The 26,274-nt window shown below is 45.9% G+C and carries 23 protein-coding genes; 11 read left to right on the top strand and 12 right to left on the bottom strand.

The annotated features are described in order from the left end of the window. Positions 1 to 43: 43 nt before the first annotated feature. The 6 genes from NIASO_RS07210 to NIASO_RS07185 form a co-directional block, all read right to left on the bottom strand. On the bottom strand, positions 44 to 595 hold the full coding sequence (locus NIASO_RS07210) for a YceD family protein (RefSeq protein ID WP_008584815.1): 552 nt from the start codon (positions 593 to 595) through the stop codon (positions 44 to 46). Between the two features lie 120 nt (positions 596 to 715). Then, positions 716 to 2,134 (bottom strand): Glu/Leu/Phe/Val family dehydrogenase, encoded by a 1,419-nt coding sequence (locus tag NIASO_RS07205; RefSeq protein ID WP_008584817.1) that lies wholly within the window; start codon positions 2,132 to 2,134, stop codon positions 716 to 718. A gap of 48 nt (positions 2,135 to 2,182) precedes the next feature. Further along, a complete protein-coding gene (locus tag NIASO_RS07200; protein ID WP_008584819.1) occupies positions 2,183 to 2,395 on the bottom strand; it encodes a CcmD family protein in 213 nt (70 codons plus the stop codon). Positions 2,396 to 2,397: 2 nt separating this feature from the next. Then, positions 2,398 to 3,093 carry a cytochrome c biogenesis protein CcsA gene (gene ccsA / locus NIASO_RS07195; protein WP_008584821.1) on the bottom strand — a complete coding sequence of 232 codons (696 nt, stop codon included), beginning with the start codon at positions 3,091 to 3,093 and terminating at the stop codon, positions 2,398 to 2,400. 229 nt (positions 3,094 to 3,322) lie between these two features. After that, entirely contained in the window at positions 3,323 to 3,982 is a 660-nt protein-coding gene (locus NIASO_RS07190) for a heme exporter protein CcmB (protein WP_008584823.1), read from the bottom strand. 5 nt (positions 3,983 to 3,987) lie between these two features. Next, positions 3,988 to 4,557 carry a thymidine kinase gene (locus tag NIASO_RS07185; protein ID WP_008584825.1) on the bottom strand — a complete coding sequence of 190 codons (570 nt, stop codon included), beginning with the start codon at positions 4,555 to 4,557 and terminating at the stop codon, positions 3,988 to 3,990. A 98-nt stretch (positions 4,558 to 4,655) separates the two neighbouring features. Between NIASO_RS07185 and NIASO_RS07180 the strand changes: the two genes are divergently transcribed. Next, positions 4,656 to 5,396, top strand: a complete 741-nt coding sequence (locus tag NIASO_RS07180; RefSeq protein WP_008584827.1) for a hypothetical protein — start codon at positions 4,656 to 4,658, stop codon at positions 5,394 to 5,396. Here NIASO_RS07180 and NIASO_RS07175 read toward each other — a convergent pair. Further along, a complete protein-coding gene (locus tag NIASO_RS07175) occupies positions 5,378 to 6,628 on the bottom strand; it encodes a 3-deoxy-D-manno-octulosonic acid transferase (protein WP_025298776.1) in 1,251 nt (416 codons plus the stop codon). The two genes, NIASO_RS07180 and NIASO_RS07175, sit on opposite strands and share 19 nt — an antisense overlap. A gap of 351 nt (positions 6,629 to 6,979) precedes the next feature. Here NIASO_RS07175 and NIASO_RS07170 point away from each other — a divergent pair, with 351 nt between their 5' ends. From NIASO_RS07170 to NIASO_RS07135, 8 genes are all read left to right on the top strand, one after another. Beyond that, positions 6,980 to 8,104: a DegT/DnrJ/EryC1/StrS family aminotransferase gene (locus NIASO_RS07170; protein WP_008584830.1), complete on the top strand. Its 1,125-nt coding sequence runs from the start codon at positions 6,980 to 6,982 to the stop codon at positions 8,102 to 8,104. A gap of 9 nt (positions 8,105 to 8,113) precedes the next feature. Next, entirely contained in the window at positions 8,114 to 9,403 is a 1,290-nt protein-coding gene (locus NIASO_RS07165; protein WP_008584832.1) for a nucleotide sugar dehydrogenase, read from the top strand. 99 nt (positions 9,404 to 9,502) lie between these two features. Next, complete coding sequence (gene rfbD / locus NIASO_RS07160; protein ID WP_008584834.1) at positions 9,503 to 10,375, top strand: dTDP-4-dehydrorhamnose reductase; 873 nt, start codon at positions 9,503 to 9,505, stop codon at positions 10,373 to 10,375. A 156-nt stretch (positions 10,376 to 10,531) separates the two neighbouring features. Next, positions 10,532 to 12,595, top strand: coding sequence for a protein-disulfide reductase DsbD family protein (locus NIASO_RS07155; protein ID WP_008584836.1), 2,064 nt, complete (start codon positions 10,532 to 10,534; stop codon positions 12,593 to 12,595). Positions 12,596 to 12,607: 12 nt separating this feature from the next. Continuing rightward, entirely contained in the window at positions 12,608 to 13,018 is a 411-nt protein-coding gene (locus NIASO_RS07150) for an acyl-CoA thioesterase (protein WP_008584837.1), read from the top strand. A gap of 292 nt (positions 13,019 to 13,310) precedes the next feature. Beyond that, a complete protein-coding gene (locus NIASO_RS07145) occupies positions 13,311 to 14,315 on the top strand; it encodes a glycoside hydrolase family 43 protein (RefSeq protein ID WP_084568297.1) in 1,005 nt (334 codons plus the stop codon). Between the two features lie 552 nt (positions 14,316 to 14,867). Continuing rightward, the gene (locus tag NIASO_RS07140) at positions 14,868 to 15,248 is read left to right on the top strand and encodes a rhodanese-like domain-containing protein (protein ID WP_008584841.1); all 381 of its coding nucleotides are present in this window, start codon (positions 14,868 to 14,870) and stop codon (positions 15,246 to 15,248) included. Between the two features lie 312 nt (positions 15,249 to 15,560). After that, on the top strand, positions 15,561 to 16,190 hold the full coding sequence (locus tag NIASO_RS07135) for a glycoside hydrolase family 19 protein (protein ID WP_008584843.1): 630 nt from the start codon (positions 15,561 to 15,563) through the stop codon (positions 16,188 to 16,190). Between the two features lie 160 nt (positions 16,191 to 16,350). Here NIASO_RS07135 and NIASO_RS20410 read toward each other — a convergent pair whose 3' ends face one another. From NIASO_RS20410 to NIASO_RS07110, 5 genes are all read right to left on the bottom strand, one after another. Beyond that, positions 16,351 to 17,109, bottom strand: coding sequence for a hypothetical protein (locus NIASO_RS20410; RefSeq protein ID WP_008584845.1), 759 nt, complete (start codon positions 17,107 to 17,109; stop codon positions 16,351 to 16,353). Then, positions 17,110 to 20,187, bottom strand: a complete 3,078-nt coding sequence (locus NIASO_RS07130; RefSeq protein WP_008584847.1) for a TIM-barrel domain-containing protein — start codon at positions 20,185 to 20,187, stop codon at positions 17,110 to 17,112. It lies immediately after the preceding gene. 408 nt (positions 20,188 to 20,595) lie between these two features. Then, a complete protein-coding gene (locus NIASO_RS07120) occupies positions 20,596 to 21,333 on the bottom strand; it encodes a DUF3307 domain-containing protein (protein ID WP_008584849.1) in 738 nt (245 codons plus the stop codon). Continuing rightward, complete coding sequence (locus NIASO_RS07115) at positions 21,330 to 21,941, bottom strand: hypothetical protein (RefSeq protein WP_008584851.1); 612 nt, start codon at positions 21,939 to 21,941, stop codon at positions 21,330 to 21,332. Before NIASO_RS07115 ends, NIASO_RS07120 begins: the two co-directional genes overlap by 4 nt. A 120-nt stretch (positions 21,942 to 22,061) precedes the next feature. Further along, entirely contained in the window at positions 22,062 to 24,419 is a 2,358-nt protein-coding gene (locus NIASO_RS07110; protein ID WP_008584853.1) for a mechanosensitive ion channel family protein, read from the bottom strand. A gap of 165 nt (positions 24,420 to 24,584) precedes the next feature. Here NIASO_RS07110 and NIASO_RS07105 point away from each other — a divergent pair, with 165 nt between their 5' ends. Then, a complete protein-coding gene (locus NIASO_RS07105; RefSeq protein ID WP_008584855.1) occupies positions 24,585 to 25,349 on the top strand; it encodes an SDR family NAD(P)-dependent oxidoreductase in 765 nt (254 codons plus the stop codon). 44 nt (positions 25,350 to 25,393) lie between these two features. Further along, positions 25,394 to 26,248, top strand: a complete 855-nt coding sequence (locus tag NIASO_RS07100) for a fumarylacetoacetate hydrolase family protein (protein WP_008584856.1) — start codon at positions 25,394 to 25,396, stop codon at positions 26,246 to 26,248. Positions 26,249 to 26,274: the final 26 nt, after the last annotated feature.

The following is a 26,274-nucleotide window of genomic DNA, read 5'->3' as shown; positions in this document are numbered from 1 at the left end:
AATTAAATAGTTCTAAATTATTTTTCTTTTCTTATTTACAAACTTAATTGTCCAGGCCTTTAAACTTCTCCAGATCCTTCCACAACGGATTAGTATCTTTTTCCGGTTTAATTTCTGCGCCCAGTTTATTCAGCATTTTCAAGGCCTCCTTGTTACATTGGGGGCCATCAGCATTTTCAAAACCACAGGTCTTGTGCATCGGGATGCTGAGATTGATAAATTCATAGATCCAGTTCTCTATGTTTATATGACTTTCGCCCCGGCTGATATAATAAACGTCCGGATCTTCTTCCTGGTCATTCATCACTTCCGGTTCTTCCACCATTTTTACGGTGATCACAAATTCATCCCAAAGATCCAGCGCGATGGTGTTATTGCACCGGTCGCAAACGACGTCCAAAGTACCCCCGATCTCAAATTTCAGCATCATAAAACTGCTTTTTTTATCAAGCGAAAGTTTTACCTGCCCTTTGCAATTTGCAAAGTCCTGCTGTTGAAATGCCTCAAAGAACCGATCTGTTATAGCATAATTGAACTCATGAACTCCAGGTTTTAAACCCACAAAAGCTATATCATACTCTCTTCTGTAAGCCATGACTCAACTGCCTCCATTTAATTAGGAGTGCAAAGGTACGGGATTTTACTTAAAATACGAAGTTTTTTAAGGCAAAGACCTGTGAGGTTTTTAAAAACCTCGCAGGTTTGCCATTCTTTGCTATGGGAAAATCCCCAACTCCGCATACGTAGTAGCTACTTTATTGATTGCCACCACATAAGCCGCTGTGCGCATATCGGGGATGGCAGGGTTATTCCGCCATTCTTCCATAATCTCCCGCGTGGCGGTGATCATCGTTTCCTCCAGTCCGCTGTGCACCAGGTCAATTTCATCCGCCCCGTGCATGATCATTTTGCGGTTGCTTTCGGCAACCTTTTTTCCGGAAAGGCCTTCCAGTTCTTCCAGGATCATCGTGTTTACATTTTCTGTAAAGCGTTTTTCCAAACGGCCATACCGCACGTGGCTCAGGTTCTTTAGCCATTCAAAATAAGATACCGTAACCCCGCCTGCGTTGAGGTACATATCCGGCACCACCAGCACGTTTTTCTTTAAGAAGATCTCGTCGGCCTCGGGCGTTAAGGGGCCGTTGGCGGCTTCGCCGATGATCCGGGCTTTTATGCGCGGCGCGTTTTCCTTATCAATTACGTTTTCAAGTGCGGCCGGGATCAGGATATCGCACTCCTGTTCCATTGCCTCTTTCGAGTTTTTAAAATTAGTAGCGCTTTTAAAATTCAGGATAGAGCCGGTACGTTTGCGATGCTGGAACACTTCCTCCACATCGAGGCCTTCTGCATTATAAATGCCGCCTTCATATTCAGCAATGCCCACCACTTTTGCACCAGACTCCTGGAAGAATTTGGCGGAATGATAGCCTACGTTTCCCAGTCCCTGCACGATAACCCGCTTGCCGGCAATACCAGGTGTTAAGCCCAGTTTTTCCATTTCATCGTGCATATTGCACACTTCACGGATGCCGAAGAACACCCCCAGGCCCGTAGCTTCCCGGCGGCCTCTTACGCCGCCCTGGCTTACCGGTTTACCCGTAACGCAACCAGCAGCGTCAATTTCCTGCGGTTTCATAGCGCTGTAAGTGTCCACGATCCAGGCCATTTCCCGCTCACCCGTCCCATAGTCGGGCGCCGGAACGTCCGTTGCCGGTCCGATAAAATTTTTCTTTATTAATTCAGTAGTATACCGGCGGGTTATTTTTTCCAATTCGTAAGGCGTATAATTTTTCGGATCGATTTTGATACCGCCTTTGCCGCCACCGAAAGGAACATTTACAATAGCGCATTTATAGGTCATCAGGGCAGCAAGCGCCATCACCTCGTCCTGGTTTACCTGTATGGAAAAACGGATACCTCCTTTGCAGGGTGTTTTGTGGTGCGAGTGCTGCACGCGGTAGGCTTCAATAACCTCGATAGTGCCGTTCTCTCTTTTTATGGGGAAACGCATCCGGTAAACCGAATTGCAGGCATTGATCTGTTCCAGTACGCCTTTATCCCATTTGGTAAATTTGGCGGCTTTATGGAAGCTTTTTTCAACAGCTCCAAAGAAACTGTAATTGTTTTCTGACATAGCTTTTGTATTTTCAATTTAGCAAATAAGCAAACGGGGCCGGGCGGCTTAATTTTTGTGTTGCTCCTCCAGCTTTTTTAGCCGGCGCTCTATCCCAAATAAGTAAAAGAATACGCCTAGCAGGATGATCAGCAATACGGCTACCACCACATAGATGCGGCCACTGCTTCTCATTAATGAATCCACTGAAGATTGCGCCATTACAAGATTGGGTAACAGCAATAAGGATAACAGGAATATGGATAACCCTTTTGTTTTCATTTTCATTTTTTAAGCAGGGATTTTTCTTTTAATAAATTGATGCGGATCTTCACGGTAGCGATCCATACGCCCAACAACGCCCAGCCAATAAATGCCGGGTACTGTACCAAGCGCATAATGGGACTTGAGTCTTTAAAGTTAAGCGCGGGATTCCCTTCACCGCCGGGGTGCAGGCTGGGCAATATCCGGGGGATAATAAAAATGGTGGGGAACAGCATCGCAAATGCGAAAACATTATACACAGCGCTTACTTTAGCCCTTTTATCAAAATCGGATACTGAGCTTCTTAATATAAAATAAGCACAGTAGATCAGCAGCGCTACGGCGGTGCCGATCAGTCGTGGATCACGCGCTACGGCGCCAAAGGATTCAAAAGCAGGGTTGTTAGGGTCGGCCCAGGTATAGCTGGCCCAAACGGCCCCGGTTGCATACCCCAGCAGTCCAAAAAAAAGGCCCACCGAGGCGTAATTTTTTGCAAGAATATCATACTTCAAATCCGATGTTCTGAGATATTTTATTGAATGTACAACAGAGCAGATGAACAGGACCATCATGGCACTCCACATGCCCACATGATAAAATACATTGCGGATGGTTTCATCGAGGGCTGGAAGATTGGGGGTTTTAACGAGTAATCCGGCAATAACAGCAAAAACCAGGAGAAGGACACAGCAAATTTTCCACCACTTTTTATACATATTCTAATCTTATCAGTATTCGTTAGAAATCTACAAACGCAAAAGTAAGTGGAAAGTTGATGATTAAATAAAAATTAAAAAATGAGTAATTAAAAGGAGTATAAAATAGAAATTATATAAGTCAAACCCTTTGGCAATTCTGTTTTGACAACAAATAGCGTATTCCTTAACTAATGTCTTTAAGAAAATAAGCAAACGTATGTTAGTGTGATAGGTTCTTATGCGATCATCAGTCCCGCCACAAAAACGGGAAAAGGATAACCGCCAGTACGCCCACCAATAAATCGAGCGCTATTAAAAGGGCAATATCATTCCATAAGACAGGCAGAGCCGGGTTAAACGTGCCCGAAGTGATCTTTAGCAGAAGCATCAACTGCGGAACAATAAGCGGAAATCCGAGGATGGCCATGATAGCGGCATTTTGATGTGCTTTTGCTGCTATTGCTGCTAAAAAAGTAAATACCATGCTCAGGCTCCAGCCGCCCAAAAGAACCAGCCCTGTAAAGGGAAGCACTTTTTGAATGGGGTTTCCCAAAAACGCAAAGAAGAGCAGCAGGCTGATGAACGACATAATCAGCATCAGGGCTGAATTGAATAATAGCTTGGCTAAAACAAAATGAACGGGGGAGGCGATGGAATAGAAGTAGAGCATCCGCCCCCGGCTTTCCTGCAAAAAACTTTTTGCAACGGCGTTAATACAAATAAACAACTGGATCACCCAAAACAAACCGTTCCAGATCTTTCCTTCGGGCTCGTCCATAACCAGGAAAAGCACAAATATGGTAGAAATTATATAAAGCAATATGCCATAAAAGCTATATTGTTGCCTGATTTCCAGCAACAAATCCTTTTTTATCAAAACCAATATAGGAGCGCCTTGTCTTGCCACTTATTTTAGACTTTATCAATATAACATTTTCTGCAACGGGGCTCATAAACGTCGATGGCCCCCAGCATAACCTGCTCTTCGTCCGGGATTTTGCGGTAGGAGTAATTAGCTATGTTTCCGCATTTTACACAGATTGCATGCAATTTTGTAATATAATCAGCTCGGGCCAGTATCTCGGGCATCGGGCCAAAGGGCTTGCCGGTATAATCCATATCAAGCCCGGCTACAATAACGCGGATGCCCTGGTAGGCCAGTTGGTCGCAAACGCCCGGAAGCTCGGGGTCAAAGAATTGCGCTTCATCAATACCAATAACATCGGCCCCCTGGGCGAGTAACAGGATCTTTTGGGAATTGTCGACGGGAGTAGAATGAATGATGCTCGTATCGTGGGAAACAATATTTTCCTCATCATAGCGGGTGTCGATGGCGGGCTTAAATATTTCCGCTTTCAGATTGGCGAATTGCACGCGCTTCAACCGCCGGATCAGTTCCTCGGTTTTACCGCTAAACATGGAACCGCAAATCACTTCAATCCATCCGCGTCGCTCGCCCGTAAGGTTCGGTTCTATAAACATGTTCGCTTTTATTATTATTGCAACAATTTTTGGACTGCTATTTGTAGGTACTTTGCATTAACATTGCGCCCATAAAATATTTGATCAAAAGTAGGATAATGCAGCGAATAGAAGCACTAATAGAAAAATTAAGAACACAATTTAAAAATAAGGCGGCCCTCTCTCAAATGCTTCTCACCACACAGATGATTCAACGTGAAATTAATGGAGAGAAGAAAGAAACCGCCGTGCTGGGCTCCAGCAACGTGGCGGTTTTCATTCCCAATGCCCCCTCGGTGAACAAAGGATATACAAGGAAGGATCATAATGGGGTAGAGAATGAGTATTTTCAATTGGAAGCGATAGATGAAGCCGATGCAGATGAGGAAGAGTTGCGATTGCTGGAGTTACAGCACCAGGCCGGTTTATATAAAAAAGAAGTAACTCAGGATTCTAAACCTAAAAATGATATAAATTATAATAATATACTGAATGCCAATTGCCCATATACTATTAAAGAAATACCGACGCTATTTTTACAGCAAAATAATGGCAGGTTGAACAGTGCCACGAATCGTGAGCCTGTTAGTGCTGTGGCCGATGGTCCTGTAGCCCGGACGCCGCAGCTTATAAATGACCTCACAAAGGACGTATCGGCGGGGGACAAGGACCGGTTTGTAAAAAATCTTTTCAGGGGGGATGAAATCATGTATAACCGTTCGGTGAAAACGATTAATAACTTCCGCACACTGGCGGAGGCTGAGTTTTGGGTGATGCGGGAGCTTAAAACAAAATTGGGATGGGTCAATAACAGCGATGTAGAGTATTTTGACCGGCTGGTTTATCGAAAATTCAACTGAATATAATTACAGATAATACCCGTAGCGCCTGTGCGCTCTTTCACAAATGTTCCGGCGTTAGTGCTGTACCTGTTTAATAAACCGGGTTGTGTTTTTAGTTTTTCTATTTCTATAAATAATTCTTTATCATCATAATAGCTAATTGCACCTTCTTTTTTAATTAACTCTATTGCTTCTAAAAATTTTTGATAATTCGGGCCAAACAGCACTGGTTTTGAAAAAACAGCAGCTTCGAGGGTATTGTGAATACCCGACGGGTTGAATCCCCCCCCTATATAGGTTATAGTGGCGTAGTAATATAATCTTGAAAGCATGCCTATATTATCGATGATTAAGATGGTGCTTTTTAAATAGGAAGTTCCTTTCAATTCTGAAAATAATACCGAGCCGGGGAAAAGTCCTTTCACTCGTTTTATATGAGCCGGATCGATTTCATGGGGAGCTATTATTAAAATAGAATCATTATTGTCTAATTTATTGAAATATGACAAGTTGTATTCATCGTCTACCCAGGTGCTTCCTGCAACAATTACAAATTTACCGGGTGCTATAAAAGATTCTATCAGGGGTATCGGTTCGAAGCCTGCGGCAATTTGAGTTACCCTGTCGAACCGGGTATCGCCTGCCACCGTGATCTTATTTTCGCCGATGATGGCACGCAACCGTTCTTTGCTTTCTGCATTTTGAACAAAAATATGATTGAAAAAATGCAGCATCTTTCTGTGAAAGGCGCCCTGCGGTTTAAAGAAAATGGCATCTGCCCTGAAAATAGCCGAGATTAAAAGCACGGGTATTTTTTCCCGATTCAGGTTTTTCAGAAAATGATACCAATATTCGTATTTAACAAAAATGGCCAAAGCCGGCCGGACCGTTTTTATAAAGGTGGCAGCGTTATAACGGGTATCCAGGGGCAGGTAATACACCCAGTCGGCAGCCGGGTAATTTTTACGCACTTCAAATCCCGAAGGGGAAAAAAAGGTAAGCAATATTTTGTGATCCTGGTATTTTTGTTTCAGTGCTTCCAGCACGGTGCGGCCCTGTTCAAACTCTCCTAAAGAAGCGCAATGCATCCATATCACTTTAGCCGCATTGCCCGCAAAATCGGCCTGAAGGCGGGATAAAATATTTTTTCTGCCCGCTGTCCAAAGTTTTGCTTTTGGATTGAATAATGCTGCGATACCGATGCCGGCCCGGTACAAGCGGATGAAAATAGTATAAAGAAGAACGGTCAAATTGTTTTTTTGCAAATGTAACGTTCCCGGGGTTAAACCGCAAAGACGCCAGGGCGCGAAGTATTTGAAGGGCGACCACGTTGCTTCAAATGCTGCCACTAATACCCGCCTGTACCGAATGGCACATTCGGGCGGGGGCAGGCACGAATGAACCGGACGGTCCGCGAAATCCCTCAGCGGTTCTGTGCTTCTGTGGCAAGAATCAGCCACAGAAACGCTGAAACACAGAAAAGACATGCGCTACTGCAATGAAAATGTAGTTCACAACATTTAAATGCCCCCGGTATCTTCCCGCCTTGGCGACAAAACAAAAGCCCAATTTAACTACCTTTGCAGCCCAAACGAATCAACATGAAACCTTTGCAAATGGTGGATACGCAGTCGCAGTATCAGAAAATTAAGAGTGAGGTAGATAAGGCAGTGCTGGAGGTGATGGAAAGCAGTGCTTTTATTAATGGTAAACCGGTGAAAACGTTTTCCGATAACCTGGCTGCTTACCTGGATGTGCAGCATGTGATCCCTTGTGCCAATGGCACCGACGCGCTGCAAATTGCCTTAATGGCGCTGGATCTGCAGCCGGGTGACGAAGTTATTACGCCGTCTTTCACTTTTATTGCCACTACCGAAGTGATTGCCTTGCTGAGACTGACCCCGGTATTTGTTGAGGTGGATGCCAAAACATTTTGTATCGATCCCGAGGCCATCGAGCGCGCCATCACGCCCAAAACAAAGGCAATTGTCCCGGTGCACTTGTACGGGCAATCGGCCAACATGGAGGCGATCATGAAAATTGCAGAAAAGCATCATTTATACGTAGTGGAAGATAATGCCCAGGCCATCGGATGCTCTTTTCATTTTGCTGACGGCAGTTCAAAAAAAACCGGCACTATCGGGCATATTGGCTGCACCTCCTTTTATCCCAGTAAAAACCTGGGCGCCTTTGGCGATGGCGGCGCACTGTTCACCAACGATGGGGCATTGGCCGAAAAGCTCCGGATGATCGCCAATCATGGCCAGCAGCGGCGCTACTATCATGATATGGTAGGCTGCAACAGCCGCCTCGATACCATACAGGCAGCTATTCTGAACATCAAATTACAGCACCTCGACGCCTATTGCCAGGCGCGCCAGCAAGTGGCCGCCTATTACGATAAGGCCTTTGCGCAAACAGATAAAATAATTACGCCCCACAAGGCGGATAATACAGACCACGTATATCACCAGTACACCATTCTTTTAAACGGGGTGGATCGGGATGGCTTTAAGGAAAAGCTCGATGCCACCGGCGTGCCCTCCATGATCTATTACCCCGTACCTGCTCACAAGCAGGGAATGTTTAAACAATTTGGTGTAGGTGATCTGGAGTTGCCCGTTACCACTTATTTAACCGAGCGGGTCCTTTCGTTGCCGATCCATACAGAAATGGATAACGAACAACTTGAGTTCATCACCAAATCAGTATTATCGGTTTTATAAGAGATAGCATTGTATCAGCAACTGATTAATAAAGAAACTAAGCTGGCCGTTATTGGCCTGGGGTATGTGGGATTACCGATCGCTTTGGCGTTTGCCAGGAAAATCCAGGTTATCGGATTTGATATCAATCCAGAGCGGATCGATTTAATGAAGCAGGGGATAGATCCCAGCAATGAACTGGATGCTGCCGCTTTTGAAAATGCGGATATTGTTTTTACGAACGAACCGGAGACACTGAAACATGCCCGCTTTTTTATTGTTGCGGTTCCCACTCCGGTTGATGCCTTCCATGTTCCGGACCTTAGCTTTTTGTTAAGTGCATCGGCAACGGTTGGTCGCGCTTTGAAAAAAGGCGATTATGTCGTTTTTGAATCAACGGTTTACCCGGGTTGCACCGAAGAAGACTGTTTACCCGTCATTGAAAAAATAGCCGGATTGAAGAACGGCGCCGATTTTAAATCGGGTTACTCTCCCGAACGGATCAATCCGGGAGACAAAACACATACCCTGTCTCAAATAGTGAAAGTTGTTTCGGGTTGTGATGCAACAGCGCTTGATGAGATCGCAAAAGTGTACAAACTGGTGGTAACCGCGGGGGTGCATAAAGCGCCGTCGGTAAAGGTTGCGGAAGCCGCAAAAATTATTGAGAATACGCAACGCGATCTTAATATAGCTTTGATGAATGAGCTCTCGCTTATTTTCGACAAAATGGGGATCAATACTTTTGATGTACTGGCTGCTGCACGTACCAAGTGGAATTTTTTAAATTTTCAGCCGGGCTTGGTAGGCGGGCATTGTATTGATGTGGATCCTTACTATTTAACGCATAAAGCAGAACAACTGGGCTATAATGCGGATGTGATCCTGGCAGGACGCAATATTAACGACCGGATGGCCGCACAGGTAGCGGCAAAAGTGGTAAAACATATTCTTAAAAAACGTATGAATATAGCGGATGCGGCGGTGCTAATAAAAGGGGCCACTTTTAAGGAAAATATTAGTGATATCCGCAATAGCAAAGTGGCAAATGTGGTAGCTGCTTTAAAAGAATATTCTATAGCGGTGCATGTGGAAGATCCCTTTGCCTCCTCCGGGGCGCTTGAAAAAGCCTTCGGATTTGGACTGACCGAACGAGTTTCGGATAATTATGATGCCGTCATTATTACCGTACCACACCGGCAATACCTGCACTTGGATGAAGACTATTTTTGTAGCATTACGAAGGAGGACGCGTTGATCGCGGATCTAAAGGGGATCTATAGAAATAAGATCAGCAAGAGAAGTTATTTTAGTTTGTAAAACCATTAAGGAATTAAGGTGACTAAGGGCTCTCCCTTAAATTTTTTAACTTCTTAATGTTTGAAAAAAATCTTCAATGTATTAATTCGCATTTCTGCTATGAATAAGCAAATAAAAGTTTTGGTAACGGGTTCAAACGGGCAGGTGGGGTCAGAGCTAAACGCCTTGAGCCATCAATACCCGGCTCTTGTTTTTAAATTTACGGATCGATCCAATATGTCGATAACCGATCCCGAAGCTGTTGAAAGCTGTTTCCGGGATTTTGAGCCGGATTACTGTATCAATTGTGCCGCCTATACAGCGGTTGACAAGGCGGAAGAGGCTGCAGCCGCGGTTATTGCAACACAGATAAACGCCGATGCTGTGGAGCTGCTGGCAAGGACCTGTACGGCCCATAATACAAAACTGGTTCATATATCAACGGATTATGTATTTGATGGAACGGCTCATCAGCCTTACCGGCCGGATGCCGCCACTAACCCCGTAAGCGTTTACGGAGCTACCAAGTTAAAGGGAGAACAATTGGCAGCGGCGCATACCGATGCCGTGATCATTCGCACCGCCTGGGTATATTCTTCCTTTGGGAAAAATTTTGTAAAAACAATGCTCCGGCTGATGAGTGAGCGACCTGCTATTAATGTAGTGAGCGATCAGCAGGGGTCGCCCACTTATGCACGCGACCTGGCCGCGGCAATCCTGGACCTGGTCTCCAAAGGCAAGTGGGTGGCGGGTATTTATCATTACACAAATGAAGGCACCACCACCTGGTACGATTTTGCCGTTGCTATAAAAAAACTTGCCAGCAGTAGCTGTGAGGTGCACCCGATCCCAACCTCCGCTTTTCCAACTCCGGCAAAACGGCCTTCTTATTCTGTTCTGGATAAGTCATCCTTTAAAGATACCTTCCATCTTAATATACCCTACTGGGAAAGTAGTTTAAAAAAATGTATCGAAATGATGGAAGTAGCATAACAAATCCGATGAACGGGTGTTTTTATTAAAGGTCCTGGAACAGGATCCGCCTTATTTTGAAATTTATTTAAATAATCAGGAGGTCGTCTAAGGCCTCTGTTCCGTTTTTTTATTTGTATATATTTGAAGCTTGTATACTTGTATAAATGTAAATGAATGAAGCGATTCGTAGTACTAACAGCGTTATTGTTTTTAATTGCCCAGTTTTCAGCAGCCCAGGACTCGTCAAAAATAAAGTTTAGTTACCGGCAGGAGCAAAGCGGTAACGATCAAATACGGCTGATTATAACGGCGCGGGTACTCCATCCGGGAACGGAATTATTTGGTATCCAAACACCGGAAAACAGTGGCATATTTTCAGCAGTTGTATTTGATTCAACCGGAAAAAACTACCTGAAAGACTCTTTACAACAGCAGGGGAACCTGGTGCAGGCGCGGGATTCCATATTAAATGTACCGGTTGCCTATGTAAGGGACTCTATTCAATGGGCCCAGGTGGTGCAGTTGAGAAAAAATGACAGCGCGGTCATTAAAGGCAGCGTTACCTATTCTTATAAATCAGGAGAGGAGTTTTCGAGTTTTGAAGAGCCTTTTAAATTTTTTGTAAAAAACACGAGAACTATAAGCAGCAACGCGGGTACGGGCGCACCAACGGACAATGCTGCTGAAACAAAACCCTTGTGGTGGGTGTTCCTGGCTGCATTTGGCGGAGGGCTACTGGCGCTGTTAACGCCTTGTATCTATTCGATGATACCCGTAACGGTAAGCTTTTTCACCAAGAGAAGCAAAACAAGAAAGGATGGCATCAAAAATGCGTTGCAGTATTCCTTTTCAATAATTATCATTTTTACTTTTATCGGTTTCCTGGTAACGCTTATTTACGGCCCTGCCGCTTTAAATAACCTGGCGACCAATTGGGTGGCCAACGTTATTTTCTTCCTGATTTTTGTGTTGTTTGGGATTTCCTTCCTGGGTGCTTTTGAGCTTTCGTTACCCAGTTCCTGGTCAACCCGGGTCGATAGTAAAGCGGGCACCAGTAGCTTTTGGGGTATCTTCTTTATGGCGCTGACCCTTGTTATTGTTTCCTTTTCCTGTACCGGTCCCATCATCGGGCCCTTATTGGTGGCGGCGTCCAAAGGCAGCTATTACGGTCCGCTGATCGGGATGTTTGGCTTTTCGCTGGCCCTGGCATTGCCCTTTGCCCTATTTGCCTTTTTCCCCAGCAAATTGAACGTACTGGGAAAAGCAGGAGGGTGGCTGAACGCAATCAAGGTAACCCTGGGGTTCCTGGAGCTGGCGCTGGCATTGAAATTTTTGTCGAATGCAGACCTGGTAAAGAACTGGCGCATACTGGACCGGGAGGTATTTATCGTTTTATGGGTGGTGATCTTCTTTCTGCTGGGGCTTTACCTGCTGGGCAAAATAAAATTCAAACATGATGATGAATTGCCAAAGAATGATTTTGGGCTGCCCTATCTTTCAGTCACACGTCTGTTTTTTGCAATCGCCTCCTTTAGTATGGTGGTATATATGGTGCCGGGCCTTTTCGGCGCACCGCTAAAAGGGTTGTCTGCTTTTCTGCCGCCAATGGGCACCCAGGATTTTAATGCAGATGATCTGCCGCCAGGTTTTGACCTCAGGACGCTGTCTAAAAACAGTAGCGGTAAAAACGACACTACCGCCCATTACACCGGCGGCTTACCGGAGCCGGTTAACTATGCGGCGGTAATGAAGAAGTACGAACCCGATGTGGTGGTAAACAGCGGGCTGGTCACTTATTTCGATTATAATGAAGCGCTCGAAGTGGCCCGTAAACTAAAAAAGCCGCTGATGCTTGATTTTACCGGTATCAATTGCGTGAACTGCCGCAAAATGGAAGGCCAGGTATGGAGCGATCCCGAGGTGATGCAATTGCTGAAAAATGAATTTGTAATTGTTTCTTTATATGTGGATGTGCACAACGGGGTAGATCTTCCGCAGGCGGAACAGTATTATTCCAAGGACCTGGGAAAACAGATCGAAGACCTGGGCGACCGGAACGCCGATATCCAGGTGTCCCGTTTTGGATCCAACACACAGCCTTTTTATTTTTTCCTGGATAAAGATGAAAAACGCCTGGCGCCGGATGGCTTTCCCTATGATGCGTTACCGGATCTGAAAGGACGTTTTAAAAAACATTTGGAGCAAGTTATTGCCGAATATAAAAAGAGAAACTCGTAAATAATCTGATATATGGACGAACAGGATAATGAGATGCGTTTTCATACCCGTAAATGGGTAAAGCCGGAAGACCTGAATCCCAATCAATCTTTATTTGGCGGCCGCCTCTTGCAATGGATTGACGAAGAGGCAGCCTTATATGCGATCATTCAACTGGAGAATACGCATATCGTTACTAAATTTATCTCTGAAATTAATTTTATATCTTCTCCAAAGCAGGGAGATATTATTGAAATAGGCATTGTTGCAACAAAATTTGGCACTACTTCGCTAACGCTCCGCTGTGAAGTTCGTAATAAAATGGATCATCAACAGATCCTGACAATTGACCGGTTGGTGTTTGTAAATCTGAACAAAGAGGGCATGCCTACTCCTCATGGAAAAACGGCTATTACCTTTGTTGCCGACCGGTTGTTAAGGTAATGGTGCCGATCAGGCAAGTAAATTAATGACTATATTGAACCACACAGCGGCGCAGGATAAGCCGTTCATTAAGCCATTTTTTTACTAAACCTAATGCTTCCAAAATCTGTGCGAATCTGTGGCATCTGTGAGATAAATGAACGGACAAATAAAAAGCAATATTTATCTGTTGCTCACGGATTACACCGATTATCACAGAAGGTCCTTCTTATATTTGTTTTTTCAGTCTGCGAAATCAGCATTGAAAAATACTTTTGTGGCTGATGGACATAAACCCGTAAACGAAAAATCAATGGTCCGATTATTTAAATGCAAGGTGCAGTACATAGCAAAAGTTTTAGTGCCGATTGTATTATGCCTGTGGGGGAGCATCGCTCAGGCACAGAAGCAACTATCCGGCAATCCTTTGTTTCCGGGCTGGTATGCAGATCCCGAAGCCGCGCTGTTTGGAAATACCTATTGGATCTATCCCACTTATTCAGCCCCATATAATAAACAGGTTTTCATGGATGCCTTTTCGTCCCCCGATTTGGTTACCTGGACAAAGCATTCGCATATTATTGACACCGCCGCTGTGAAATGGGCGAAACGGGCGCTGTGGGCGCCGGCAATCGTAAAGAAGGGACAACAATATTTTTTGTTTTTCGGAGCAAATGATATTCAGAACGACAGCGCCACAGGCGGTATTGGGGTTGCGGTGGCCAACCGGCCTGAAGGCCCGTTTAAAGACTATTTGGGCAAGCCCCTGGTTGGTAAATTCCACCATGGCGCGCAGCCCATAGATCAGTTCGTTTTTAAGGATAAAGACGGCGCCTGGTATTTAATATATGGCGGCTGGCGGCATTGCAATATAGCGCGGTTAAAAAATGATTTCACAGGGTTCCTTCCTTTTAAGGATGGCACTCTGTTTAAAGAAATAACGCCACAAGGCTACGTAGAAGGACCGGTTATGTTCCTGCGCAACGGCAAATACTACTTTATGTGGTCCGAAGGCGGGTGGACGGGACCTGATTATAGCGTGGCCTATGCCGTAGCGGATTCACCCGCAGGCCCGTTTAAAAGAGTGGCTAAAATATTACAGCAGGATCCCAAAATAGCAACCGGAGCCGGCCACCACTCGGTTATAAAGATCCCGGGGAAAGATGAATGGTATATCGTGTACCATCGCCGCCCGCTTACCGAAAAAGACGGCAATGCCCGGGAAACCTGCATCGAACGGATGTATTTTAACGGGGATGGTTCAATAAAACCGGTTGTACTTACCAATACCGGTGTGCCCGCCCGCCCGCTTCGCTAGCTGTATAACGCACCGTTGTTACGGATTTGTACAAAGAAGAGTCGTGATTTGCCCCGAAATTCCAAAGGCTGCTGATGGGATACCATTCGGGGATCAACTTATAGGCCGAGTCGACGGCTCTCTGCTTTTGGTTGCGCACGGGTTAACAAGGAGCTTTAGTTCCTTGTTAACCTATTAAACCGAGGCTACGCCTCTTTAAAATTCACCGACCGGAGCTTTCTGCCGGCACAATGTTATTCTTAATGTGACAGAAAGCCAGAGGCTTGTGAATATCAGGTAACTTCGGAATTTATTTCGAAGTGCGGAGCCAGATATAGGAGATCGAGTGCCATGGGCACGACCCGTTTTGAATTTGAAAGCAACTCCGGACTACTACTTTTTTTAGTTAACAAGCCCCTGTCTACCTTGATCAAAATAAAGGAGCATCGCTAAGTCCATTATAGTAATTTTGATATCGGCTCATTATAAAATAGAATAAGGCCCTCACACATTTCAGGTATTGACTACCGCCGTTCCATTGATTAAATTTATGGTTCCTAAATAAGTAGAACGATGAGCTCAAAGTCTGCCATGGATATGGTTAAGGAAGCTAAAGCGCTGATCGAAAATCTTTCGCCGGCCCGGGTGCAGGAAGAAATGACTTCCGGTGACACCGTATTAATTGACCTCCGCGAGGGGGAAGAACTGGAACGGGACGGGAAAATTGAAAGTTCCGTGCACGCGCCCCGGGGTATGCTGGAATTTTATGCCGATGCGGCGCTGCCATATCACAAGCCCGAATTTGACAAGACCAAACGTATCATCCTCCATTGTGCGGGTGGCGGACGTTCAGCCCTGGCCGTACAAACATTAAAAATGATGGGGTTTGATAATGTAGCCCATATGGAAGGTGGGTTTAAGGCCTGGAAAGAAGCCGGTTTGCCAACGGTTTAGACCTGTATTTTATAACAACAGTTCCCGCATCGGTCCAACTAAGCCATTCCCGTCCGGCCGGTGTCGGCCGGCGAATGCTCAGACGATTGCAGGCCCGTTAAGAATATTGCTGCCTGGTTCCGCACCGGTAAGGGAAAGAGATCGGTTAGAAATTTGCAGATAAATTATAACAGGTCCTTCTGTTCTTATAAAAAATTGCTCAATGCGGTGAATTGCCGCTCTCGGTTTTGCGTAAAAGAACGCCTGATACCGGGATAGCCCGGATATAATTTTGATTCAGACATCAATTTGAAAAACAAAATACACTAAGCCATGAATATTACTTTAGACCAACTGATGAAGATCATGCCCCAGGCGCGCACCCAGCTTGCGCAGCATTTCCTTGATGAATTTAACGCACAGTTGCCGGAGTATGATATTGATTCGCCCTTGCGTATTGCCGCCTACCTGGCCCAGGGGGCTTATGAAAGCGGCGAGTTGCGGGAACTGGTAGAGAATATGTATTACACAACACCACAGCGCTTGCAGCAGGTATGGCCCAGCCGTTTTCCAACAGTGGCCAGCGCCCTGCCTTATACAAAGAACCCGGAAAAATTGGGGAACTTTGTTTATGCAAACCGAATGGGCAACGGCGATGCAGCAAGCGGGGATGGATACCGCTACAGGGGGCGGGGTTGGTTTAATGGCACAGGAAAGGCATTTTACCAGGAGATGACAAACCTGACAAAGCATGATTTTATAACGAGCCCCGATGATATGGCTATTCCTCAATATGCTGTTTTATCTGCCTGCAGAGAGTGGGCCGACTCCAGGCTGAACCAATACGCCGATGCCGGGGATTTTACAAAGATCACTAAGATCATCAATGGCGGGCTAACCGGGTTAAACGGCCGGTTGGTTTATTATCTTAAGGCCAAAAAAGTCTTTGGTATCGATTCCTGACTTTTGTTACCATAATGCGATTGGTGTATGCGCGCGTTAAAATGGACGTGTTTGCGAGGCAAATGAATCTAAATTATCCCGTTATAAAATCAGCCACAAAAGCAGCGAAACACTGATGTTCCTGTACCTCTGTGGCAAAAAGAAAGATGCTGATGGCTGCTTAAAAGGTCACCGTATTTAAATGTTTATCTACCAATATCCCATCTGCATATTTCGGATCGAAACTCAGTTTGCGCTTTGCCCGGAATTTAATGATAAACAATTCCTTACTACCCTCCAGCACCGGCTGATCGCCCACATTAACAAAAGTGGGGTATAACGCTTTTTGCCCGTTGCTGTGTAGCCGGTCGTTGGTCATGTTGTCCATGTTTAACATATTTACCGGCTCAATGCTCACAAATTCGAGATCCTGCTGGCTATAAGGCAACGCAAAACTTAAAGCGTTCACCGATCTCAGGTTTAATCCTTTTACCGCAATAGCGATCGTTTCGTCTTTGTCAAATGTTTTTTTGCTAACCTGCAATTCCAGCTTTCCGCTAAGACTATCGGGCGTTGTGGCAACGATGCCGCCGTCCAGCCGCGTGGCCACATTGGAGATGTCATAGGCATCGATCAGGTTGTTTTTATTGATATCCCCTTTGCTTACATACCCTTCAAAATCGCCATCGCCTTTTCTTAACCCGGTATAATTCCGGTAGGAAGTGAGGTCGTTATTATCGATTATATGATCATTGTTTATATCGCCGGGGATAACGCTTTCGAAGCCGGGCACTTTAAATACGTATAACTCGCGACCGGAGCCGTAATCCCCCGCAGCTTCCGTTACGGATAGTTTTAGGTAACGCGCCGTGGGATGATTGGTGAAATTGAAAACCTTGGTATCCCCGTTTTTGGGCCAGTCGAAACTACCGGCTTTCACTCAGTTTGTTTTATCCGCACTGTAAGCAATCGTTCCTTTTAAAAGAATGCCATTGCCTCTGGACCGGGGCAGGTACCGGATTTTATCGAGCTGGTTCACGGACCGCAGATCCATTATCAGATCAAACGGCACGGCTTTGGTTCCCCATTTGGTATGCCACAGATCGGACTCATCAAAATCAAATAATTTAGCAATTTCATTGTCTTCCTGGTACGGAGCGGACGTTTCTCCAAGAATATCTTTGATCGCAAATTCCAATGGGTTTATACTTGTTTTTGCAACGAAGGCTTTCCAGTCGGAGTTCCCGGCTTTGTTCACCGCGCGGATCTTAAAATGATAATCCGTTTCGGGCGATAAGCCCTCGAATAATAAGGTAGTATCCCGGATGGTACTGTATCGTTGCCCGTCAAAGTCTATTTCATAATAATCAGCGTGGGGTATTTTATTCCAGGAAGGTTTTAAGGTATATGCCTGCTTATTGGAATCGGCGACGACCGCCAGGGGGGCCGTTAAAGCCCCGGTTGCTTGTAACAGATGATCGGGAGCATTAAGCCGGAACCCGCTAACGGTAAGGGTTACGGCGTTTTGAGTAATATCCGTTGCCGTCAGTTTTACCAATAATTGCGGATTTTTGGTCATAACAACTTTTTCAAACGGGCTTCCGCCGGTGGCAAAGCGGTTCAGGTTAGGCGCCGCATCATAAAAATAAACGTTGGTGCCGTTCCGGAAGGCCTCTTTTGTTTTTGCTTCCGATAATTTAACAGCGCGACCCCCGGTTTTTGCCTGCACCTTCGTTGGCCGCCGGGTTACATTAATATGAAATTCGGTGGTCTTGTTTTTTTCAAACCCTTCAAAATTTCCTTTGGCAGGGTACACGGTTATGGAAGCAGTATTATTTACTACAGAAGATCGAATAAGTGTGGTAACGCTTTGCCCGGTCTTATAGGCTTCTGTAAAACCATTATCATCGTATTCGGTGAACGAAGTTTTTCCTGCCGGGTATAATTCGTAAATGCGCAGGTGCGGATCAATTTCGTTTACGTGGTTGTTAGGGTGGGTCATCGGGATGATGGCGCCGCTTTTTACAAACAAGGGTAGTTTCCATAAAGGCGCATCAAAATTATTGATGATGCGATTGCCGGTATAGGTTGCTCCTGAAAAATAATCGATCCAGGTTCCTTCAGGCAGGTAAATACCATTGCGGATATCGTTGCCGGCTGTATCGGCCTTTGTTTCCTGGTACACGGGCGCTACAAGAAAATACGGACCGTACATATATTCGTACTGGGTTGCTTTTCCGTGAGTGAAAGCATTAGGCGTTTCCAGGAATAATGCGCGCATCATCGGCAGCCCTTTTGTTGCCTGCCAGGCGATGCTGTAGGTATAGGGGATCAACTCTGATTTTAACTTTAAATACGTGCGGTTGATAGAAGTGGCGGGTTCGCCCAATGCATGCGGATATTTCTCATTGGCTCCCCAGCCATCCATGTTCAGTTGCATGGGGGTGAAGGCTTTCCATTCAAAATCGCGGGCGTTTACTTTGGGGTTTTTGCCGCCAAAGATGCCGTCCATATCGGAAGTGATATTGGGCTGCCCCGATAATCCTGCTCCTATATAAGTGGGAATATGAAAACGGATATATTCCCAGGTCCCGCCGGTCTGGTCACCCGTCCAAACGCTTGCGTAGCGCTGTGTTCCCGCCCATCCGTCTAGTGAAATAATAAAAGGCCGTGCATCCTGGCCATATTGGGGCATAATATGTGCCACGTCTGCCACGCCATTCAATCCGAACGAATAACCCGGGCCCACCCAGGCCACATCCGTTTTCAGCACCCGTACGCCGGCCACGCCTACTTCTTTTACAATGTCACGTTGTAATAAAGCCGGAATACCTCCCTTCGGATGCAGGTCCGATTGTGTCCATAAACCGATCTGTACGCCGTTCCTGCGGGCGTAGTCGCCAAAGGATTTCAGGTTTTGAATATTGCTGTCCAGCGTGCTTGTTTGTCCGTAGCCCGCGCCATAGCCGTCGTTGGGCAGGATCCAGCCCAGTGGCATATCATGCGCCTTATATCGGTCGATAACGGCCCGGGCAGAGAATTGATAATTGTTTTTTTCGCCATTTAAGGATTCTTTGATGCCACCATTGTCCTTCTGGCTTTCTTTGTAACGCTTACCGTCTTCAAAAAGAATACCTGCGGAGTCGGTTTTCCAGTAATCGCGGTTGTAAGCATTCAGATGGCCCTCATAAAACCCGAATTTGGGCAGCAATACCGGGTTGCCTGTGAGTTGGTAAAAATCGTTGAGCAACGCTGCGGGCTCCTTATCGATCATAAAGAACACGTCCAGGTTACGGGTTTCGTGCGACAGGTGAACAAGATCTTTTTCTTTAGCGCCAAAATCATAACGTCCTTTTTTAAAGGTATACCACATAAAACCATATCCCTTGGTTGACCAATAGAACGGCGTGGGGGAGGCCACTCCGCCATCGGTCCAGCTATTCTGGTTTTCTATCGCAATAATTTTTCCCTTGTGTGAAAACCGGCCGTTTTGCACACCGCCGCCGTAAAAATATTCATCAGGAGCTTCCTGCAGTTGTAAGGATACCTGCTTTTTGTCAAACCGGGCCGGCGCGTTTATCCGAACGGCAATGGTATTAGTTGTTTTATTAAATACGGTGATGCCGGCAGTTGCCTTGTTTAGTTGCAGGCGCAGGTCTTTTGTGGTAATAGTTATGGTAGCGCCTTCGTCGCTCAGTGTTAGCGCTGCAACAGGTTTCCGGGGATTGTTGACCAGTATTTTTGCCGGAGGGGTGGCTTCAGGATCGTGCATTGTTTTCCCGGTACTGTCCTGGAACATACGGAAGATGTTCTCGCCATAAAAATCCAGGAGCAGTTGCTGGCCGTTTGAACAGACTGCTTGTACGGTTGTGGAATTTATTTTTTTTGCACCCAGGATATGCACCGCCGCTGTGTCTTTTTGAATGGTTTGAGCTGCTGCGTTAAAGCATAGTTGACAACTGAACAGTGCCAGGCACGCCATAACTGTTGACAGGGCAACCTTCAATTTCCGGTTCATTAATTGTAGAAGTTAAAATGGTAAATAATTGATCCCGTAAAGGTACACAACAAACCAGGTCAATGGCTGGTTAATGGAATCGATTGCGCAGGATGATGCGCGCCGGATTGTTGGTGATCAATCGAATGCACAGGTTTCAAACCATTGAGGCATTAAGCTTATTAAGAAAATGACTTAATGAGCATCTTAACCCTTAATGCCCGCCCGACCGGAACGGCTTGTTATGCCCGCTGTACGAAGCTTGGAGCCTTGTACCATTATTCGGGGCTGACCAAAAAGCCATTCGTTCCAAGAATTTGGCAGGGGAGGTTTTTCCGATTTTGTATACTTAGTATAAGTTTTGTCTTTTATAGTCTCCGTATTTAACCAGGCCGGAAAATACGTTTTTAGCCACCCCACCGCAATTGTTTACCCGGTAATCAGTACTAATAATTTTGTAACAAGGATCCCGGTTACAATGGCAATACCAAAGCTCAACAGGGTGCCAATGAGTATGTACTCGGTGAGCTTACGGTCTTGCCCCATTTTCAGATCGCTGAAGCGGAAAACAGATTTGGCGGTTACCAAAAACCCAATGGCCGACCACTGCCCCTGCAGGATAAAAATGAGCACTAATATCCGCTCCAGGTAACCGATCATCATACCGGCGTGTTGCAGCGATTTTGTTTCGATCACATCTGTTCTTATTGCCGTGGCCGGCGCCCATTTGGAAAGGACGATCCGGACAATGACCGACACAGGGGTGGTAAGGAATGCGACCCCGGTGGCAATAATCAGGAAGCTGTTCCATTGAGTTATTGAAAGGCTGGAGGCGGGCTGGGTTGGGGTGGCCAGGTATGCTGCTGCTGCCAGCACTGCCAGATGCAATACCTGGTCGGCGATAAAAAGGATCCGTTGGTTTTTTTTATTTTGGAATTGAAGTTTTGCCGCGTCGATCAATAAATGGCTGAGCGTAATAACGACAGCCGGGAGCAGGTACTGCGGGTCCATCGTTACTAAAAGGATCAATCCAAAGTGTATGAGCGCATGCAGGTATAGTTTAGGGCTTTTATATCTTTTGCGTTCTTTCTCTTCTACCCAACTGGTGGGTTGCAATACAAAGTCGCCTAAAAGATGGGCCAGCAATAATTTTATAAATAGCATCATTGCGTTAAATGGTTTAGCCTGTTTTTATAATAGGTATTGAAATCCATCAACAGGTCCAGTTGCGCGCGTTTCCGGCTCTGGCTTACCGCCGATTGATTGATCTTTAAATGTTCTGCCAACTGTTGCTGGTTCCACTCCGGCCGCTCTAAGAATAACTGTACGGTTGCTGCCACCACAACGCTCCAGTTGTCCATGATCAGGGAAGCAAAACGGGCCATCAGGTTGAGTGTGGCGTCTGCCTGCTCATCGCCCGTTGCAAAGGCAAGGTTGGTCTTTTCCTCTTTGAGGTCATCGAATTTTCTTCCGGAGCGTACAAAGGCAGTGCCGTTGGATTCGGTTATTTTTTTTGTGTGGTAATTGATGGCGCCGATCCCGATGCTTACCCTCACGTCCAGCCCCGGATGTTGTTTTATGATACTTCGGAGCAGTATGCTTTTGTATAAGGCCTCTTCGGTTGTCAGCTTTAGCTGGAAGGCATCACCCCGGTAGATTTCCCAGTCCCGCGGCGTTGTCCCCTGCCTGCCCAGGAATGTTTTCAAGAGGGGCATCCATGTGCCGGGTGGCGTGGTTTCTGAGCCAATAATATCTCCTGTAATTATTGCGATCATAACTCAAATATAAGCTATTATGCTTATAAATAAAATTATTAGTTAAAAAGCTTATAAATCATATTATTAGCTAAATCGATTATATTTTTTAAAGTTGTAATCAAGACCCTGGATCCCTCTTTATTCAGGAATTGCAATTTCCAGTTCCTTCAATTTTGCATAAAGGGTTTCTGTAACCCTGTTCTTGATTGTAGTGGCGCCGGACAAGTCGCTCCAGAAGAAAACTTTCAGTGTGGACCATTTGGCGCTAATAGGACTTATATAAATAGCGGGGGGCTTGGCAGCGGCTACACCGTTTGTGGCCGTTACAGCCTCCGCGATGGCATTGGAAAGGGTTTCAATGTCTGTTGTTTTTGAAATGATGAGGGTAACAGAAGAGCGCACCATGTTATTACTGAGCGTCCAGTTAATAATGTTATGGGATAAAATATCGCCATTGGGGATAATGATATCCGCGCCTTCATCACTGAGCAGGGTGCTGGAGCGGATGCCGATTTCCTTTACTTTTCCTTTGCGGCTGCTGAGCTCTACCACGTCTCCCACGCGGATGGTACGGTCAAAAATTAAAATAATACCGGAAATAAAATTATTGACAATGCTTTGCAATCCCAGTCCTATACCCACACTAAGGGCGCCAATAATAACGGTGATCTTATCAATAGGGAGGCCGGAGGCGGCAACGGCAAGGAAAAAACCCGTTACCAGCAACACGAGCCGGGTGATCAGCAACCTGGAGTGCTGCGCATTAACGTGTTCAATGGCATCCTCCCCGGTCTCTCCAAAAAAGTAAGCGATATACTTCTGAAGAAAATTAGCCAGCCAGATAATGCCGATACATAAAAAGATGCCACCGAAAGTAATAGAAAAACCGCCCAGTTTTCTTGGCTTGGAAAGAAAGGCGCCCATAGAAGTAGTCAGGGAATCAAAAAGATCAAGGTTAACCGCCAGCAGCAATAACCATAAAATAACCGCAACCAGCGATAGCACTTTTGTGATATCGGTGGCTACAGGCTTCCACTCAAAATGATCGGTATACCCCTTTTGGGCGCGGCAATTTTTGATATGGACAAGAAAGGCCTCCCTCAGACTTTGAATAGTAACCGTAAGTCCTACTGCGTACAATAATGCATAGAAGGCCGTAGTATAAAACAATTGGGTTAAAGTGCTCCGCCCCAGGATATTTGCAAACAGGGCCAGCAGGTTCAGTGTAACAAAAAGCAGGGTGGCACTATAGCAAAGCCGGAAGCTTTTGTAAAACGATTGATATTTTTTTAACACCAGCACCCCAAGGGCAAGCGCCCCGATATTTACCAAAAGAATGAACCACCGTTCTACCGAAAATGTGGTAAAAATGATCCGGAGCAACGGCACGGTTAAGAACAGTGCCACAAAGAGCAGCCAATATTTATATCCATCCTTCGGGATTTTTTTATAGAAGAACCTGGATAAAGCCAATGCCAGCAATACCTGCATCAGTTCAATATAAAGCGCCGGGGCCTCCAGCTCGAAAGCAGGTATAAGAGTAAATAAAAAAATGAGGGAGAGCCACCAGGGGCGGGCAGACAGCAGGCGCAGCTCCAGTTCATTGAGCGCGGCAAGTTTATGGGTTCTTATTAACCCCCTGTAACTAAAGGCCACCCACAGAAAAAATGCAAGGGAAATGAGCACCAGGCTAAGGCGATCGCTGCGGGTATATTTAAAATAGTAGTTGGCGATCTGCTTCTCATTACTGAGCAATTGCGCTCTTCTGGCAAACCTTTTTTTTGCCGCATTGACGGGGCTTCGCTGCCAGATATAGCTCCGGTCCTTTTGAAAAGCCCGCGGCCCCACAGCTTTTAACTGGGCAGCGGTCTGATAAAGTAATTCCTGTATAGCCAGCCCATTTGCTGCGATCTTCGATTTCAGGTTGTTTATGCTGGTAGTATTCCCCGTAAGCAGGCTATCGGCGATTTTCCATTTTGTACGGATATCGTTTACCTGAAGGGCAAAAGAATCTCTTAAGGCCGGCGTCCGGAATACTTTACGAATAAGGCTGTCTTTACGAAGATGAAGGAGCTCTTTCTTGATGCTGATCAGCGCGGTATCGTACGTAGCAATGGTTTGCCTGTAATCCTGTTCATTTTCGGAAAGCTCATTCAATAAGGCCCTGAACATATGCAGGTTCTGCAAATTGAAGGTGCGGGTATTGAAAGACAGCCGTTGTTTAAGAAGGCTGATAGCGCTATCATTATCTGAAAGCTCTTTTTCAAGATCCGGGATCCGCTCAAAAGAACCCGTTACCACCGGCACCTTGTTGAGCGCCTCGTATACTTTTTGGAGCCCCGCCAGATAATCGGCGTTAGTTACATCATTGGTGTCTGCCAGCACCGACGGTCCCTGCGCACGCCGCGGTTGCGTTTGGGCATTGACAATACACCCCAGCAATAAAAACACTATTATACAAAACTGTTTTTTCAGGAACGCGGGTACAGAACTCATACATAATGCTGTTTCATCCGCATAAAGATAATGATATCTGTATTGACGCGCTACAATTCACGGATGCAACGCAGGTTTGCCCAAATTTTTAACGTTACCTGTAACACGGATTATTGCTGCTAAATTGTTAAATTGCCGCTCTTAAATAAAAATAAAGCTCAGATTATGTTCCAGTTGACAGATAAGATAGCCGTGATAACAGGGGCGGGAAGCGGTATAGGAAAAGCGGTGGCATTGCTGTTTGCGCAAGCCGGCGCGCGGGTAGTTGCCGTTGACTTTAATGAAGAAGCGGCCCGGCAAACAATTGATGAAATAACAAAGGCCGGCGGTAATGCAAGCAGTATCATTGTTGATGTTTCGGCGCAGACGCAGGTTGTGGCGGCATTGGCGGGGCTTAATCGTATTGACATACTGGTAAACAGCGCGGGCATTTCTCATATCGGCAAAGCGGATACCACCAGCGAAGCGGATTTTGACCGGGTGTATAACGTAAACGTAAAAGGGGTGTACAATATGTTGCATGCGGCGCTTCCCAAAATGAAACAGCAGGGCGGGGGAGCGATCCTGAATATGGCGTCGATCGCCTCCAGCGTTGGCCTGCCCGACCGGTTTGCCTATTCTATGAGCAAGGGCGCAGTCCTGGCAATGACCTTGTCTGTTGCAAAGGATTATATCGGCGATGGTATCCGCTGTAATTGCGTATCTCCGGCGCGGGTGCACACGCCCTTTGTGGATGGATTCCTGGCAAAAAATTATCCCGGCCGGGAACAGGAAATGTTTGATAAGCTGTCCAAAACGCAGCCCATCGGCCGTATGGCGAAGCCTGAAGAGATCGCTGCGCAGATCTTATACCTTTGCAGTGATGAGGCTTCCTTTACTACCGGCTGCGACTACCCGATTGACGGCGGGTTTATAAGGCTGAATAATTAGAATAGTGAACGCAAAATAATCAATAATAAATTAGTAATTCAATTATGCAATTAATTCGATACGGGCAACCGGGAACGGAAAAAACAGGGGTACTTATTGACGGTGTACGGTATGATACCGCCGCATTCGGCGAAGACTATAACGAATCCTTTTTTGAAAACAATGGTTTGGAGCGGCTGAAAAAGTTTGTGGATGATAATGCAGGAAAACTTCCGAAGGTAAATGAAGCAGCGCGCTGGGGGAGTTGCGTGGCACGTCCGTCAAAGATTATTTGCATCGGGCTGAACTATGCGTTGCATGCTAAGGAAACCAATGCGCCGATCCCTAAGGAGCCGGTAGTGTTCTTTAAATCCACTACGGCCTTATGCGGCCCTTTCGATGATGTGGTCATTCCCAAAAATTCCCTAAAAACAGACTGGGAGGTGGAGCTTGCGGTAGTTATTGGTAAGAAGGCCTCCTATGTTGAAGAGGCAGATGCCATGGATTACGTAGCGGGTTATGCCCTGCATAATGATTACAGCGAACGGGCTTTCCAGATCGAGCGGGGCGGCCAGTGGGTAAAAGGCAAAAGCTGTGATACGTTTGCACCGTTAGGACCTTTTCTTGCAACCAAAGACGAAATAGAAAATCCGAATAACCTGAACCTCTGGTTAAAAGTTAACGGGCAGGAAATGCAAAACTCAACCACCTCAGATTTTATTTTTAACATACAACAGGTGATCAGTCATCTGAGCCAGTTTATGACATTGTTGTCCGGGGATGTTATTTCCACCGGAACGCCGGCAGGAGTGGGGCTCGGCCAAAAACCGGAACCCTGGTACCTGAAACCCGGCGATGTAGTGGAACTGGGCATCGAAAAGCTGGGAACCTCCCGGCAACAGGTGACGGCATTTAAATAAAGAATATAAAATAGTAAATGTAAAGT

This window comes from Niabella soli DSM 19437 (genome assembly GCF_000243115.2).
Lineage (GTDB): Bacteria > Bacteroidota > Bacteroidia > Chitinophagales > Chitinophagaceae > Niabella > Niabella soli.
Note: the sequence above shows the minus strand (reverse complement) of the source record. Positions and strands in the feature narration are given on the sequence as shown.